The following is a 14,755-nucleotide window of genomic DNA, read 5'->3' as shown; positions in this document are numbered from 1 at the left end:
AGCGGACATGAAATCGGGGCGCGGCTGACGCCGCGCCCCGATGCTCCCAGGCCCTTCCCGGCCGGTGTGGCGAGGATGGGGCACGACGACCTTCGGACCGACCAGGCGTGGACTGGCTGCCCCCGCCGGGCCGTTGTCTACTGGCCGTGCACCTCACCCTGCCCGTACACCGGTAACCGCGGCCGGTTCGCGCCGCCCCGCCGACCCCCGCCCGCTGGACCTGGCCGCCGCGACGATGACGCTCAAAAATGTCGCTCGGCCAGCGGACGAGAGGACGAAGCGAACAACAGCCGCTTCCCGTGGTAGGACTCAAAGACGGTACGTGCCGACCCCCGCCGGTTGTCAACCCACCCGGGCCTGTCGTGTGTTGCGCCACGGCGTGTCGGGTCGGCGAGTCTCAATGCGTGCGCAGATGGTGACGCAGCAGCGCCTGCGCGGCCGCCCGGTGTTCCTCGGCGAGCAACCCCCCGGCGGCCAGCACGTAGTCGGCGTCGACGACCGCGGCGGCGGCACGGGGCAACGCCCACCCGCCGGCGTGGTCGGCGAGGACCGCCGCCAACACCTGCCCGGACGTGCCGGTCGGCGCGTGCCGCAGCACCCCACCGGAACCCACCACCAGCCGCACGTCGCGCAGGTCCCGCCCGGCCCGCTCGCCGGTGGCGGCACCCCGGGCGTGCCGGCGCAACGCCACAGTCGCCGCGAGGGTGGCGATGCGGGCGTCGACGGCCCACTCGACGTCGTCGGCGGCCAGCAACGCCGGGTCGGCCGCCCGGCACGCCGCGGCGGCGCCCAGGTCGTCGGACTCGTCGGCGGTGAGCAGCCGCTCCTCGGCGGCGGCCCGCACCACCCCGGGGGCGCTCCACCGCATGCCCAGGTCACCCTCCACGGTGCGGGCCCGCCACAGGCTGCCAGCGACCTCCCGACCCGGCCCGGTGGCCCGCTCGTCCGGGGTGAGCACCGAGTACACGTCGGTGGTGGCGCCACCCACGTCGACCACGGCCAGGTCACCGCCGAGGGTGTCGGCGAGCACCTCCACACCGGTGAGCACCGCGTCGGGGGTGGCCGCGCGCACCAGCCGCGCGAACCGGGTGCCCCTCGACAGCCGCTTCCCACCGATGACGTGGCGCAGGAACACCGCGCGGATCGCCGCCCGCGCCGACACCGGGGCGAGCACCCCGATGCGCGGCAGGACGTTGTCGGCGTCGGTGACCGGCACCCCGGCGTCGCGCAGCAGCCCGGTCAACTGCTCGCGGACGTCGGCGTTGCCCGCGTACACCACCGGTCGGCGCCACCGGGCCCGGGCCAGGCGGGTCGCGTTGTGGGTGACCGTCTCGGCGTCACCGCCGTCGGTGCCCCCCACGAGCAGCACCACGTCCGGGCGGGACGCCCGCAACGCCGTCAGGTCCGCCGCACCGAGCCGACCGGCCGCGACGTGCACCACGTGCGCGCCAGCGGACAACCCGACCCGCCGGCCCGCCTGCGCGGTGACCAGCGGCTCGTAGCCGACCACGGCCAGCCGCAGCCCACCACCGGCCGACGAGCACACGTACCACGGCACGTCGCGCACCCCGAGCCCGACGGTGGCCGCCGCGACCGCGGTGTCCAGGCCGTGCAGCACGTCGGTGCCCACCGTGGTCGGCGCGGCCGCCGCGCCGACCAGGACACCGGCGGCCAGGTCCACCACCGCCACCTTGGTGTACGTGGACCCGACGTCCGCGCAGACCGCGAGGCTCACGAGGCGGGCGGAACGACCACGGTGCCGGTCGCGGTGACCGCCACGATCGGCGGGTCCAGGACCTCGGCGGCGGACGCGGAACGGTCCGGACGGCCCCGGCACACCACCGCGCAGGACAACTCCAGGGTGCGGCTGCGGGTGCCCACCCGCGACACCCGCGCGGTCACCTCCACCACGTCACCGGCTCGGATCGGGGCACCGAACCGCACGTCGGAGTACCCGGCGAACAGACCCTCGTCGCCGTCGGTGCGGATGCACACCTCCGTCGCGACGTCCCCGAACAGGGCCAGGGCGTACGCCCCGTCGACGAGGTTGCCCGCGTAGTGGGCGTGCGAGTACGGCACATACCGCCGGTGCGTCACCGTCAACCCGAGCCGTTCGTCAGTCATGCCATCGCCTTCCGCTGCGTGATCAGGGCGTGCACGAGGTAGCTGGCCACCTCGCCGGGCGTGGTGCCCCGACCGAAGATCCGGTCTACGCCCAACTCGTCGGTCATCGACTCGTCGAACCGGGGACCACCGACGATCAGCAGCGGCCGCCGCCCCGCCGGCATCGCCTCCCGGAACGCCGCCGACATCTCCCGGGTGTTGTGCAGGTGCGCGTCGCGTTGGGTGACCACCTGCGACACCAGCACCGCGTCGGCCTTCTCCACCCGGGCGGTCTCCACCAACTCCGGCACACTGACCTGCGCACCCATGTTGGTGACCTTCAACTCCCGGTAGTACTCCAGGCCTTTCTCCCCCGCGATGCCCTTGACGTTGAGGATCGCGTCGATGCCCACGGTGTGCGCGTCGGTGCCGATGCACGCCCCGACCACGGACAACTTGCGCCGTAACCGCTGCTTGATCACCGTGTTGACGTCCTTGGCCGACAACAACGCGAAGTCGCGTTCCGCCACCTGCACGGCGGTCAGGTCGACCAGGTGGTTGACCCGCCCGTACACCACGAAGAACGTGAACCCGTCACCCATCGGCTTGGCGTGCACCACCATCGCCGGGTCGATGCCCATCCTGTTGGCCAACTGCACCGCCGCGCCCTCGGCCCGCTTGTCGTGGGTCACCGGCAGGGTGAACGACACCTGCACCATCCCGTCACCGGTGGTGTCCCCGTACGGCCGCACGATCTGCTTCGCGGCGTCGGCGGCGCTCATGCCGCGTCCCCTTCCAGGATGTCCGTGGCCGGGTTGCAGTAGTCGGCCTCGTGCGCGGCGACCCCACCCAGGCCCTTGCCCCGGTCGGCGGGCCGCTTCATGATCCCGAACGTGCCCTCGGCGATCGCCGTGAGCAACGTCTGCTCCCCGATGCGCTCCAGCAGGTCCAGTGCCTCACCGAGGACCTGGTTGGCGCGGCGGCGGATGAACCCGCCCGGCGCCGGCACGAAGTCCTCGTGCAGCCCACCGGCCGCACCCAGCACGTAGCGCACGTTCTGCAGGGCGATGTCCCGATCCGACAACCACGGCGTCACCACCGCCTCGGTCATCATCCCCACCAGCAGGATGCCCTGACCGGTCAGCGCCCCGGCCAGGTTGAAGAACCCGTCGAGCAGGTTGCCCCGGAACACGTCACCGGTCATGTGCTTCGTCGGCGGCATCCACTTCAACGGCGCGTCGGGGAACAACTCCCGCGCCAGCAGGGCGTGCGCCAACTCCAACCGGAACGACTCCGGCACCTCCGGGTTGATCTCGAACGCGTGCCCCAACCCCAACTGCCAGTCCGCCAACCCCGCCTCGTGTGCGAAGAACTCGTTGAGCAGCTGCGACACCGTCACCGTGTGCGCCTCGTCCACCGCGTCGGCGGTGGTCAGGTAGTTGTCCTCACCGGTGTTGATGATGATCCCGGCACGGGCGTGCACCTGCCGGGAGAACCGCTGGTCGACGAACGTGCGCACCGGGTTGATGTCGCGGAACAGGATCCCGTACATCGAGTCGTTGAGCATCATGTCGAGGCGTTCCAACCCGGCCAGGGTCGCCATCTCCGGCATGCACAACCCGGACGCGTAGTTGGTCAACCGTACGTAGCGGCCCACCTCCCTCGACGACTCGTCCAACGCCGCGCGCATCAGCCGGAAGTTCTCCTGCGTGGCGTACGTGCCGGCGAACCCCTCCCGGGTCGCACCCTCCGGCACGTAGTCCAACAACGACTGCCCCGTGGAACGGATCACCGCGATCACGTCCGCGCCGGCGCGCGCCGCCGCCTGCGCCTGCGGGATGTCCTCGTAGATGTCACCCGTGGCGACGATCAGGTAGATCCACGGCCGCTGCTGCGGATCACCGTGCCGCTTGACCAGCCGGTCCCGCTCGGCGCGCCGCCGGTCGATGCGCCGAATGCCCGCACCGACCGCCTTCCGCGCCGCCGACCGGGCGGCCGTGGCGGCCCGACCGGACGGCACGGCGAACCGCACCGACCCGGCGGCGGCCTTCTGCGCCAGCAACGTCACATCCGTCATGCCGTCCCGGGCCAGGGCGTCGAACACCGGCACCGCCACCCCGTGCCCCAACCCCACCTCCGCGGCAACCGCGTCGACGAGCCGGTTGACCCACGGGATGCCGTCCGGGTCCGCGCCGGTCACCCCGGCCAGGCGCAGCACCGCCCGCTCCACCGACACCGTCGTGTGGCTACGCGCCAGGTCCACCACCGGCTGCCCGGCCCGCCGCGCCAACTCCCGCGCCCGCGCCACCAACACCGGATCAAGATCAAGCTTCCCGGTCATGATGACCCTTCCTCATAGATGACCTCACCGCGCAGCACCAACCGCCGGCACACCGGCAACGGCGTCGGGTCGTCCGGACCCCGCAGGTCCGGGTCCTCGGCCAGCAGCACCGGCAGACCCCGCTCCACCCCCGCCGGCGTCGACCACACCGCGAACGTCGCCGGCGCACCCAGCGCGAGAACCCCCTCGGTGTCCAGGTGCACCGCCCGCCACCCACCACGGGTGTGCGCGGCGAACGCCGCCCGCACACTCATCCGCTGCGCCCGGTTGTGGTGCGCCGCCGCCGCCCGCACCGACCCCCACGGGTCCAGCGGCGTCACCGGCGAATCCGACCCGAACGCCAACGCCACACCCACACCGTGCATGGCACCCATCGGATTCGACTCCAACGCCCGGTCCAGACCCAGCCGCGACTCGTACATCCGACCCGCACCACCCCACAACCTGTCGAACGCCGGCTGCATGCTCGCCACCACCCCGTACTCCACGAACCCGGCGATCAACCGCTTGTTCATGATCTCCGCGTGCTCGATGCGGTGCCGGGCGGCCCGCAACCGCTCCACACCCAGCGTCCGCGCCGCCTGCCCGAACCCGTCGAGGACCGTGCCGATCGCCGCGTCACCGATCGCGTGGAACCCGCCCTGCAAGCCGTGCACCGCGCAGTCCAGCAGGTGATCACGCACCTGCTCGGCGCTCAGGTAGGCGTGCCCACAACCGTCACCGTCGCCGTACGCCTGCGACACGTGCGCCGTACGCGCACCCAACGCACCATCGGCGAACAGGTCACCACCGGCACCCACCGCCCCCAACTCCCGGGCCCGCGCCGCACCACCCAACTCACCCCAGTACCCGTACACCTCCGGCAACCCCGCACCCGAGATGCCCAGCAGGCCGGTGAAGTCCTCCTCGTCGGAGATCTCCGGCCCACCGCACTCGTGCACGGCCGCGATGCCCAGCGACGCCGCGTGGGCGAGGGCCACCCGCTGCGCGGCGACCCGCTGCGCCCGACTCACCGACCCCTGCGCCGCCGCCCGCACCACGTGATGCGCGTCGCGACGCAACCACCCCGACGCGTCGTACCCGGTCGCCCTCACCACCTGCGGACACGCCGCCAGCAACGCCGACGACACCAACGCCGAATGCAGCGACGCCTGCGACACGTACACCTGCCGCCCACCGGCCGCCCGACCCAACGCCGCCGCGTCCGGCACCGTCGCATCCGACCAGGCCGACTCGTCCCAGCCGTGCCCGAGCACCACCGCGTCCGCCGGCAGACCCGCCGCGAACCCGGCCACCGCGTCCAGCAGCTGCCCCGCCGAGCGCACCCCGGCCAGATCCAGCCCGGACAACGCCAGCCCGGTGTCGGTGGCGTGCACGTGCGCGTCGACGAACGCCGGCGTCACCAACGCACCACCCAGGTCCACCACCTTCTCGGCCGGCGGCGCGTCACCGTCGGTCCCCAACCAGGTGATCCGCCCACCGGACACCAGCAGCGCGGTGGCGCTCGGGTCGGCGGGGCAGTGCAGCACGCCGCCGCGGTACAACGTCGAGGGGTTCGTCATGACCTCAGTCTGCCGCGATCCGCGCCGTGAACAGCTGACGCACCCCCGGCTCGGAGCGCAGCAGCCCCAACGCCAACTCCGCGTGCCCCGGCACGTACCCGTTGCCCACCAGCATCGTCACGTCCGCCGCCAGCCCCTCCGCGCCCAACGCCGCCGCGGAGAAGCTCGTCGCCATCGAGAAAAAGATCACCGTGCCGCCGTCCGCGGTAGCCAGGACCGCCCCGTGCTCACACCCCGGCACGTCCACGCACACCACAGTCACGTCCGCCGGCGCCCCCAACGCGGTGGTCACCGCCGTGGACAACCCCACCGGGTCCCGCGCGTCGGCCACCGCCACCACCGACGCCAGGCCAGCGGCCGTCAGCGCGTCGCGCTCCGCCGCCACCGGCACCACCCCGACGGTACGCGCGGCACCGGCCCGCCGCGCGGCGGCCAGCGACAGCGACCCGCTCTTGCCCGCCCCGCCGATCACCGCGACCCGCACCGGTGTGGGATCACCAGCCCGTTGGCGGTCCTCGACGTAGCGCGACACCACCCGGGCGGTCAGCGCGGGCGCCCCGCACACGTCCAGCACCGCCAGGGACAACTGCGGGTCCTCGTCCTCAGGCAACACCGCGGCGATGGACCGCGCGAACAGGATCGCCCACCCGTCACAGGGCACCTGCTCACTGCGCCCGTCCCAACGAGCCAGCCCGTCGGTAATCACCAACGGCGTCAGGGTCAACGACACCAGAGTGGCGACCCGCTCCCCCACCCGGAGCCCCAGCGGGGACCGCCGACCGGCCTCCTCGACCGTGCCGATCAGCATCCCACCCGACCCGGTCACCGGGTTCTGCATCTTGCCCCGCGTCGAGATGATCTCCAGCACCTCGGCCCGGACCGCGGCACCGTTCCCGCCGTGCTTCTCCGACAACTGTCGGAAACTCGCCGCGTCCAGGTTGAGCCGCCGCACCCGGATCCGCACCTCGTTCGGCGCGATCGCCGCCGACGCGTCCAGGCGCCAAGCCGCCTGCGGCAGCACCCCCGCCGGTTGCACGACGCGGTGCAGTCCCACCGGTGACGTCACGCCAACCTCCCCTGCCAAGCCGCTCGAAGCCCCGGTCAAGGCTCGCGTAACGGGAAAACTTACGGCAGACTAATTTCTTCACCGAATATTTTCCAGTAGCGTTCGGGCTCCGATGATCAGCCGCACCACCGAGGAGGGGCCGTGACCCACACCATCCCGCACCCGAGTCACGCCCCGGTCGCCACACCGACCGCCGGGCAACCCTACGAATACGTCCGCCGCCCCCTCGTCGAACCCGACTGGAGCCGCTTCCCCGGCTGGCGCCACGTCACCCGCGACCAGTGGGAATCCGCCCAGTGGCAACGCGTCAACTGCGTCAAGAACACCAAGCAGCTCCGCGCCGTCCTCGGCGACCTCGTCGACGACAGCTTCTACGCCGACCTCGAGGCCGACCAGAAGACCCTGGCCACCATGTCCATGCTGGTGCCACCACAAATGATCAACACGATGGTGCCGTTCGCGACCCCCACCACCGAGGCACTGCTCGCCGACCCCATCCGCCGCTACATGATCCCCGTCGCCTCCGACCGCCGCACCGACTGGCCCTCACACCCCTACGCCAGCCGCGACAGCCTGCACGAGCACGACATGTGGGTCGCCGAAGGCCTCACCCACCGCTACCCCACCAAGGTCCTCGCCGAACTGCTCTCCACCTGCCCCCAGTACTGCGGGCACTGCACCCGGATGGACCTCGTCGGCAACTCCACCCCCGCCGTCGACAAACTCAAACTCACCCTCAAACCCGTCGACCGCTACGACGCCCACATCGCCTACCTCAAGGCCCACCCCGGCGTCCGCGACGTGGTCGTCTCCGGCGGCGACGTCGCCAACGTCCCCTGGCGCAACCTCGAGTCGTACCTCATGCGCCTGCTGGAACTGGAGACGGTCCGCGACATCCGGCTCGCCACCAAGGCCCTCATGGGCCTGCCCCAACACTGGCTGCAACCCGACGTCGTCGAAGGCCTCGAACGCGTCGCCCGCACCGCCGCCCGCCGCGGCGTCAACCTCGCCATCCACACCCACGTCAACCACGCCCAGTCACTCACCCCACTGGTCGCCAAGGCCGCCCAGACCGCCCTCGACGTCGGCGTCCGCGACGTCCGCAACCAGGGCGTCCTCATGCGCGGCGTCAACGCCACCACACCCGAACTGCTCGACCTCTGCTTCGCACTCCAGGGTGAAGCCGGGATCCTGCCGTACTACTTCTACATGTGCGACATGATCCCCAACGCCGAACACTGGCGCGTCCCCGTCTGGCACGCCCAGCAACTCCAGCACGACATCATGGGCTACCTCCCCGGCTACGCCACCCCCCGCATCGTCTGCGACGTGCCCTTCGTCGGCAAACGCTGGGTGCACATGCTCACCGACTACGACCGCGAACGCGGCATCTCCTACTGGACCAAGAACTACCGCACCTCCATCGAATCCGCCGACCTGGAGGCGCTCAACAAGCGCTACGCCTACTACGACCCGATCGACACCCTCCCCGCCGACGGCCAGCAGTGGTGGCACGACCACCGCGACGACTGACCCACCGACGGCGGCACCCCCGGATTCCCCCCGGGGGCGCCGCCGTTCCCCGTCACCGGCAGCCCAGGGCCTGCACATACCCGGCCCGCACCGTCCCCGCCGCGACCTCGTCGGCGTACTCCCAGAACACCTCCGCCCAGTCACCGGCCCCGTCCAGGTCCCGCAGCACCCGCCACCCGTGACTGCCCCGCAACGCGTCCGCGGCCCGCCGCACCGCGGCCTCGTCCCCGCTCGCCCGCGCCCGCTGCCACTCCGCGATCCACCCGCACCCGACCCGGGACGCCACACCCACGCCGAACTGGTACGAGTCACTCACACCGATGCCGTCCAGCGAGGCGCCATCGAACCCGGGCGGCAGCGGCACGCCAACGAGCACCCGCACCGCCCGCTCCCGCACCGGCATCACCATCTCCGCCGGCAGCGCAGCCAACCACGTCCGCACGTCCACCCGCACGATGTCCGCGAGAATCCGGTCCAGGTCCGCACGCGACCAGCTCCCGGAGGTACTCATCTCCACGAACACGTCGTCGCGGGGACGCAACAGCACCGTGAAATCACCGTTGAGGTTCTGGAACAGCTCACCCGGCCACCCATCGACCCGCACCGACTTCGCGGGACCGTCGGCAAGCCGATCGGAATAGCGGTACGCGTACACGGACGCCGAATACCAGTTCATCTCCAACTCCCGCCCACCCCGGCGAAAACGGATCATGCCCTGCTCCTCGGCAAACCCGGACAGATCAGTCACCTTCCAGCCAGCCCGATCGATCAGCAGCCGTGGGTTCCGCTCCGCCGCCGCCATCGCCAACGGCGCATAGACCACGCCCGCGTCGACGGTGGGAATCGGCGAGACCCCACCACCCTCGGCCTGCCCCCGCAACACCACGGCGGCCGGCACGACGCTCATGAGCACGGCTGCCGCCGTCACGACGCCCGCGAAACGACGCACCCGCAACCGCCGCCGCGGCACCTCGACGACACGATCAGGCTCCGACCCGGACATGATCTCCTCCAGCAGGTCCTGCTTCACCCCGCCGAGATCCCCCAGCCCACCGAGCCCACCCGGGTCGGCAACCCGAACCAGCCGGTCGACACCCTCATCCGTGCTCACCAGTCCTCCTTCCGAGTCGATGCGCTCAGCACGTCGAGTACATGTCCGGGCGGCCCCGGGTCGTCACCGACCAGCCCCCGCAACCGCGCCCGCGCCCGCGACAGCCGGGTCCGCACCGCGGCAGGAGCCACCCCCAGCACCGCAGCCACCTCATGCGGCCGCAGACCCTCCCACACGGTGAGCATCAGCACCTCCCGATCCACCTCGGCCAGACCCGCCAACGCCGCCCGCACGGCAAGCCGCTCCGGCACCTCACTCCCCGGATCCGTGACCGAAGCAGAGATCTGCTGGCGCAACCGCTCACCGAGACGCTGCCGGCGAACACCACCACGGTGCTGGTTGGCCAACACCCGCCGGGCCACCCCGTACAACCACAGCCGCGCCTCCCCGCCGACCGGAATGTCCTGCCGGCGACGCCACGCCACCAGGAAGGTCTCCGCGACGACGTCAGCCGCGTCCTCCGGATGCGCGACACGGCGCAGCGCGTACGCCAACAACGACTCGAAGTCCTCGGCATACGCCCGCCGGAAGCGGTCCTCGTCCTGCGCTGTCCCTGAGCTCACGTCCAGTCCATGTCCGGTGCGACCACAACCGTGACAGCCCGCACCAGTCAGGCGCGGATACCGGCGAGCACGAGACCGGCGACCCTACCGATCACCTCGGCACTCGTCGTCGCCGGCAACCGCCGTAGCGACGCAATGGCCAGCAGGCCGGCCCGGACATCGCCCGCGTCGACGCCGTCGCGCAGCACACCCGCGGCCCGCGCCCGTACGACGAGCACATTCAACGCCTGCGCATGCTCCCGCCGCTCCTCCTGGAACGCCGCACCCACCTCACCCGGCCCCAACAACGCCTCGTTGAGCGCCCGGTCATGGATCTGCCGCTCAGCGAACTCGCGCACCACCCCCGACAGCGCCCGCCACGGGTCCGGGTCGTCGAGCGCACGGCGCATCCGCACACCGCAGTCCTCGACACGCTCGGCCAAGACCGTCGCGACCAACTCCGTACGCGTCGGAAAGTGCCGGTACAGGGTCGCCACCCCCACCCCAGCCCGTCGCGCCACCTCCCGCATGGGCACCTCGAGCCCCGCCGACGCGAACGCCGCCCGCGCCGCCGCCACCACCCGATCACGGTTGAACCGGGCATCGGCACGCTGCATCTGAGACATCCTCGGCCGGTCTCCCTCTCACTTGACCCCACAACGGAACAGCTGCTCCGTTTCCCGCCTACGGTACGACCAACGCCCCGTCACCCCAGGCAGAGGAGCCCTTCATGTTCGCCGTCCAGTACGACCGGTTCGGTGGCCCCGAGGTACTCCACCTCGGCACCACCGACGCGCCGCACCCCCGGGCCGGCCAGATCCGCATCCGCCTCCAGGCCGCCGGGGTCTCCCCCGTCGACGTCGGCCTCCGCTCCGGCCGCACCCCGACGAGCGCCCAACTACCGCTGCCCCACATTCCCGGGGTCGACGCGGCCGGCATCGTCGACGAGATCGGCGACGACGTCGACGATGTGACAGTCGGCGACCACGTCTTCGGCATCGTCGAGCTGGCCAGACTCGGCGGCGCGAGCGCACAGTTCGCGGTACTACAGCTCTGGGCGCACAAGCCCAGCACCATGCCGTGGGCCCAGGCGGGCGCGGCGGGCACCAGCATCGAGACCGCCACCCGAGCCCTCGACCTGCTGGACCTACGGCCCGGCCTGACGCTCCTCGTCGACGGCGCCGCTGGCGGCGTCGGCAGCATCGCCATCCAACTCGCCGCCGCCCGAGGCATCAACGTCATCGGCACCGCCCGCGCCGACAACCACGACCTCCTCCGCCAGCTCGGGGCGACACCGCTCACCTACGGCCCCGACCTCACGAACCGCCTCGACGCCCTCGGCGTGACCCGGGTCGACCGCGCCCTCGACGTCGCCGGCGCCGGGTCCCTGCCCGAACTGCTCCACCTCACCGGCGACCCGACAGCGGTCGTCACCCTCGCCGACTTCACCGCCCCCACGCACGGCGTCCGCCTGTCGATGGGGCAACTGGCGGGCGAACCCGACGGCCGCCACGGCCTACCCGCCGCAGCCGAACTGTTCACCGAGGGCCGGTTCAGGGTGCCGATCGACGCCGCCTTTCCCCTGGAGAAGGCGGCCGACGCGCACCAGGCGGCCGAACGCGGCTCCCGCCGCGGCAAGATCGTCCTGACTGTCGACGACGTGCGGGAAAGCTGATCCTCAGCCGCCGGCCAGCACCTCCGACAACGGCGCCGGCGCCAAGCCTCGCTCCCGCAACCCGGCCAGGATGTGCGGCAACGCCTCGTCGGTCATCGCCGCGTTCGCCTCGGTCACGTGCATGATCACCACCGAGCCGGGGCGGACGTGATCCAACACCGCCCGCACCAGCGGCTTCCACGCGGTCGCGAAGGGATCACCACTGACCACGTCCCCGTCGACGACAGTCACACCCAGCGGGGCCAGGGCATCCAGCGTCGCCGCGTTGTGGCACAGCCCCGGAAAGCGGAAGTACCGGGTCTGCCGACCCCCGTACGGCTTGATGACCTCGAACGTCTTCGCCACGTCCCCGGCCAACTTGTCCACCGGCAGTGAGGGCAGGTCATAGCAGTCAGCGGTGAACGCCGCGTGCCCGTAGGTGTGGTTGGCCAGCTCGAAGCGCGGGTTGCCCGCGATCCGCCGGGTCACGTCCGGGTACCGCTGCACCCACTTGCCGGTCAGGAAGAACGTGGCCGGCACCTCGTCGCGCTCCAGCAGGTCGAGGATGCGCAGGTTGGCGTACGACGTCACCCGACCGGCACGCAGACTGGCCAACATCGCGTCGGTCATGTCCGCGTCGAAGGTCAACGCGACCCGGTTGCCCCGACGTGGCCCGTGGTCCACCACCGGCGCCCGGGTCCCCACCCGCGTCGCCCCCGGGACGGCCGACGCCCCCTGCGGTGCGGTGGCGCTGACCGACGGGGCGGCCGTGGTCTCGGATGAGCCGACGAAGGCCGGTCGCTCCGTCGGCGGCACCCGGGACGCCGAGCACGCGGCGCTGCCGAGAACAGCCGCCGCCACCAGGACGCCCAACCGGAAGCGAAGCCGAGGTCGATTCACGCCGCCGATCATCGCAGAAGCGAGGGACGCTCACCGTCCCCGAAGCTCAGGGCAGCAAGGACCTCAGGCGCCCCGGGGGGCGTACATGATGACCGCGACGCCGAGCAGACAGAACGCCGCGCCGGTCAGGTCCCACCGGTCCGGGCGGAAGCCGTCCACCACCATCGCCCAGCCCAACGAACCCGCCACGAACACCCCGCCGTACGCGGCCAGGATCCGGCCGAAGTGCGCGTCCGGCTGGAACGTGGCGACGAACCCGTAACAGCCCAACGCGACCACCCCGGCGGCGATCCACCACAGGCCCCGCTGTTCGCGCCAGCCCTGCCACACCAGCCAGGCGCCACCGATCTCGGCCAACGCCGCCAACGCGAACAACACCAGGGAACGCAGCACCGTCACCGGCCGACCCTAGCCGCGGACAGCGACGGGTCCCCGGGCGGCAGTGCCACCCGGGGACCCGGGGACCGCTCAGGTCACTTCGTGAAGGAGTCCTTCACGTTGCGACCGGCGTCCTTCATGTTCTGACCGGCCTGCTTGGCGCGCGCGTCACTCTCCTGGCTGGCGCCCTCGCCACGCATCCGCTCGTTGTCGGTCATGTCGCCGACGCGCTCCCGTGCGGCGCCGGCCATCTGCTCGACCTTGTTTCGTGCCTTCTCGGTGAAGCTCATCGCGCCTCCTCGGTCTGGCGGTTGTCCTGGTTCGCTTGCCCGCTGTCCGGGTGCCGAAACCGGCGGTGTCGGTCGGCACACCCGCTAAGGCATCCTAGGAAGATAGGTTGAGGGAGGGTCGCCTGCCGGGGTCGATCCCGATGGTTAACTTGCCGCATGGGAGAGCTCCTGCTGATCCGGCACGGCGAGACCACCTGGAGTGCCAGCCTGCGGCACACCTCGTACACCGACCTGGAGCTGACCCCCGACGGCGAGCGACAGGCGCGCACGCTCGCCGCGTTCCTGGCCGGACGGCGGTTCGCGACGGTGCTGTCCAGCCCCCGCTCCCGGGCGCTGCGCACCGCACAGCTCGCCGGCCTCACCGTCGACGCCGTCGACGAGGACCTCAGCGAGTGGAACTACGGCGAGTACGAGGGCCGCACCACCGTCGACATCCACGCCGACCAGCCGCACTGGAACATCTGGACCGACGGCTGCCCCGGCGGCGAGTCACCCGCGCAGGTGGGCGAACGACTCGACCGGGTGCTGGCACGGGTCACCCCGCTGCTCGACCGGGGCACCGTCGCACTTGTCGGGCACGCGCACAGCCTGCGGGTCCTCGGCGCCCGCTGGATCGGCCTGCCCCCGTCCGCCGGCGGACGGCTGCGCCTGGAGACCGCCACGGTCAGCGCGCTCGGTCACGAGCACGGCCGGCAGGTCATCCTGCGCTGGAACCAGCCGGCTCCTCCGGCACCCGGGACCGCGACCGACTCGGTGCCGCCGCGTTGAGCTGACCCGGTGCCGCCGCGCCGATCTTCGGCGGCCGATTCTCGTACGGGGTGGACAGCACCACCGTGGTCCGGGTCGTCACGTTCGCCGAGGTGCGGATCTCCTGGAGCACCCGCTCCAGGTCGGTCGGGCTCGCCACCCGCACCAACAACAGGTAGAAGTCCTCCCCCGCCACCGAGTAGCACGAGTCGATCTCGGGCAGGTGGGCCAGCCGCTCCGGCGCGTCGTCCGGCTGCGACGGGTCGAACGGGCGGATCGCCACGAACGCGGTGAGCGGCAGGTCCAGCGCCTCGAACGACACCCGGGCGGCGTACCCCTTGATCACCCCGCGCTGCTCCAGCCGACGCACCCGCTGGTGCACCGCGGACACCGACAACCCCACCTTCTCGGCCAGGTCGGTGTACGACAGTCGGCCGTCGGCGGTCAGCGCGGCGACGATAGCGCGGTCGATCTCCTCCACGGCGTGCAACCTACCGGGAAAACGGCCCGACGGCGACGAGGTACCCG

Annotated in this window: 16 protein-coding genes; 3 read left to right on the top strand and 13 right to left on the bottom strand. The window is 71.8% G+C overall.

The annotated features are described in order from the left end of the window. Positions 1–397: 397 nt before the first annotated feature. From AB0B14_RS21630 to AB0B14_RS21605, 6 genes are read right to left on the bottom strand one after another with little or no spacing between them, the layout of a single operon-like run. Positions 398–1,735, bottom strand: a complete 1,338-nt coding sequence (locus tag AB0B14_RS21630) for a glutamate mutase L (RefSeq protein WP_357067349.1) — start codon at positions 1,733–1,735, stop codon at positions 398–400. Continuing rightward, complete coding sequence (locus AB0B14_RS21625; RefSeq protein ID WP_357067347.1) at positions 1,732–2,124, bottom strand: hotdog domain-containing protein; 393 nt, start codon at positions 2,122–2,124, stop codon at positions 1,732–1,734. Before AB0B14_RS21625 ends, AB0B14_RS21630 begins: the two co-directional genes overlap by 4 nt. Continuing rightward, positions 2,121–2,885, bottom strand: coding sequence for an OAM dimerization domain-containing protein (locus tag AB0B14_RS21620; RefSeq protein WP_357523784.1), 765 nt, complete (start codon positions 2,883–2,885; stop codon positions 2,121–2,123). The genes AB0B14_RS21625 and AB0B14_RS21620 overlap by 4 nt, the downstream gene beginning before the upstream one ends. Further along, a complete protein-coding gene (locus tag AB0B14_RS21615; protein ID WP_357523782.1) occupies positions 2,882–4,444 on the bottom strand; it encodes a lysine 5,6-aminomutase subunit alpha in 1,563 nt (520 codons plus the stop codon). The genes AB0B14_RS21620 and AB0B14_RS21615 overlap by 4 nt, the downstream gene beginning before the upstream one ends. Further along, on the bottom strand, positions 4,441–6,006 hold the full coding sequence (locus tag AB0B14_RS21610; RefSeq protein WP_357523780.1) for an amidohydrolase family protein: 1,566 nt from the start codon (positions 6,004–6,006) through the stop codon (positions 4,441–4,443). Before AB0B14_RS21610 ends, AB0B14_RS21615 begins: the two co-directional genes overlap by 4 nt. A 4-nt stretch (positions 6,007–6,010) precedes the next feature. Further along, positions 6,011–7,060 (bottom strand): zinc-binding alcohol dehydrogenase, encoded by a 1,050-nt coding sequence (locus AB0B14_RS21605; RefSeq protein ID WP_357067868.1) that lies wholly within the window; start codon positions 7,058–7,060, stop codon positions 6,011–6,013. Between the two features lie 153 nt (positions 7,061–7,213). Here AB0B14_RS21605 and AB0B14_RS21600 point away from each other — a divergent pair, with 153 nt between their 5' ends. Further along, on the top strand, positions 7,214–8,605 hold the full coding sequence (locus tag AB0B14_RS21600; RefSeq protein ID WP_357523778.1) for a lysine 2,3-aminomutase: 1,392 nt from the start codon (positions 7,214–7,216) through the stop codon (positions 8,603–8,605). A gap of 52 nt (positions 8,606–8,657) precedes the next feature. On the opposite strand, the gene AB0B14_RS21595 is transcribed toward AB0B14_RS21600, so the two are convergent. Genes AB0B14_RS21595 through AB0B14_RS21585 form a run of 3 tightly spaced genes read right to left on the bottom strand, consistent with a single transcriptional unit; the run spans position 8,658 to position 10,875 of the window. Further along, entirely contained in the window at positions 8,658–9,716 is a 1,059-nt protein-coding gene (locus tag AB0B14_RS21595; protein ID WP_357523776.1) for a hypothetical protein, read from the bottom strand. Next, on the bottom strand, positions 9,713–10,279 hold the full coding sequence (locus AB0B14_RS21590) for an RNA polymerase sigma factor (RefSeq protein ID WP_357067334.1): 567 nt from the start codon (positions 10,277–10,279) through the stop codon (positions 9,713–9,715). Before AB0B14_RS21590 ends, AB0B14_RS21595 begins: the two co-directional genes overlap by 4 nt. Positions 10,280–10,326: 47 nt before the next feature. Next, positions 10,327–10,875 (bottom strand): helix-turn-helix domain-containing protein, encoded by a 549-nt coding sequence (locus AB0B14_RS21585; protein WP_357523774.1) that lies wholly within the window; start codon positions 10,873–10,875, stop codon positions 10,327–10,329. A gap of 113 nt (positions 10,876–10,988) precedes the next feature. On the opposite strand from AB0B14_RS21585, the gene AB0B14_RS21580 reads away from it, so the two are divergent. After that, the gene (locus tag AB0B14_RS21580) at positions 10,989–11,933 is read left to right on the top strand and encodes an NADP-dependent oxidoreductase (protein WP_357523772.1); all 945 of its coding nucleotides are present in this window, start codon (positions 10,989–10,991) and stop codon (positions 11,931–11,933) included. 3 nt (positions 11,934–11,936) lie between these two features. Here AB0B14_RS21580 and AB0B14_RS21575 read toward each other — a convergent pair whose 3' ends face one another. From AB0B14_RS21575 to AB0B14_RS21565, 3 genes are all read right to left on the bottom strand, one after another. After that, entirely contained in the window at positions 11,937–12,812 is an 876-nt protein-coding gene (locus AB0B14_RS21575; RefSeq protein ID WP_357067328.1) for a polysaccharide deacetylase family protein, read from the bottom strand. Between the two features lie 63 nt (positions 12,813–12,875). Further along, on the bottom strand, positions 12,876–13,211 hold the full coding sequence (locus tag AB0B14_RS21570; RefSeq protein ID WP_357067326.1) for a YnfA family protein: 336 nt from the start codon (positions 13,209–13,211) through the stop codon (positions 12,876–12,878). Positions 13,212–13,285: 74 nt separating this feature from the next. Further along, complete coding sequence (locus AB0B14_RS21565) at positions 13,286–13,480, bottom strand: CsbD family protein (RefSeq protein ID WP_357067324.1); 195 nt, start codon at positions 13,478–13,480, stop codon at positions 13,286–13,288. Positions 13,481–13,636: 156 nt separating this feature from the next. On the opposite strand from AB0B14_RS21565, the gene AB0B14_RS21560 reads away from it, so the two are divergent. Continuing rightward, positions 13,637–14,248 carry a histidine phosphatase family protein gene (locus AB0B14_RS21560; RefSeq protein WP_357067322.1) on the top strand — a complete coding sequence of 204 codons (612 nt, stop codon included), beginning with the start codon at positions 13,637–13,639 and terminating at the stop codon, positions 14,246–14,248. On the opposite strand, the gene AB0B14_RS21555 is transcribed toward AB0B14_RS21560, so the two are convergent. Beyond that, the gene (locus tag AB0B14_RS21555) at positions 14,178–14,708 is read right to left on the bottom strand and encodes an Lrp/AsnC family transcriptional regulator (RefSeq protein ID WP_357067320.1); all 531 of its coding nucleotides are present in this window, start codon (positions 14,706–14,708) and stop codon (positions 14,178–14,180) included. The genes AB0B14_RS21560 and AB0B14_RS21555 overlap by 71 nt on opposite strands. Positions 14,709–14,755 lie beyond the last annotated feature (47 nt).

Source organism: Micromonospora sp. NPDC049171, assembly GCF_040648275.1.
Taxonomy (GTDB): domain Bacteria; phylum Actinomycetota; class Actinomycetes; order Mycobacteriales; family Micromonosporaceae; genus Micromonospora.
This window is presented reverse-complemented; position numbering and strand designations above follow the sequence as displayed.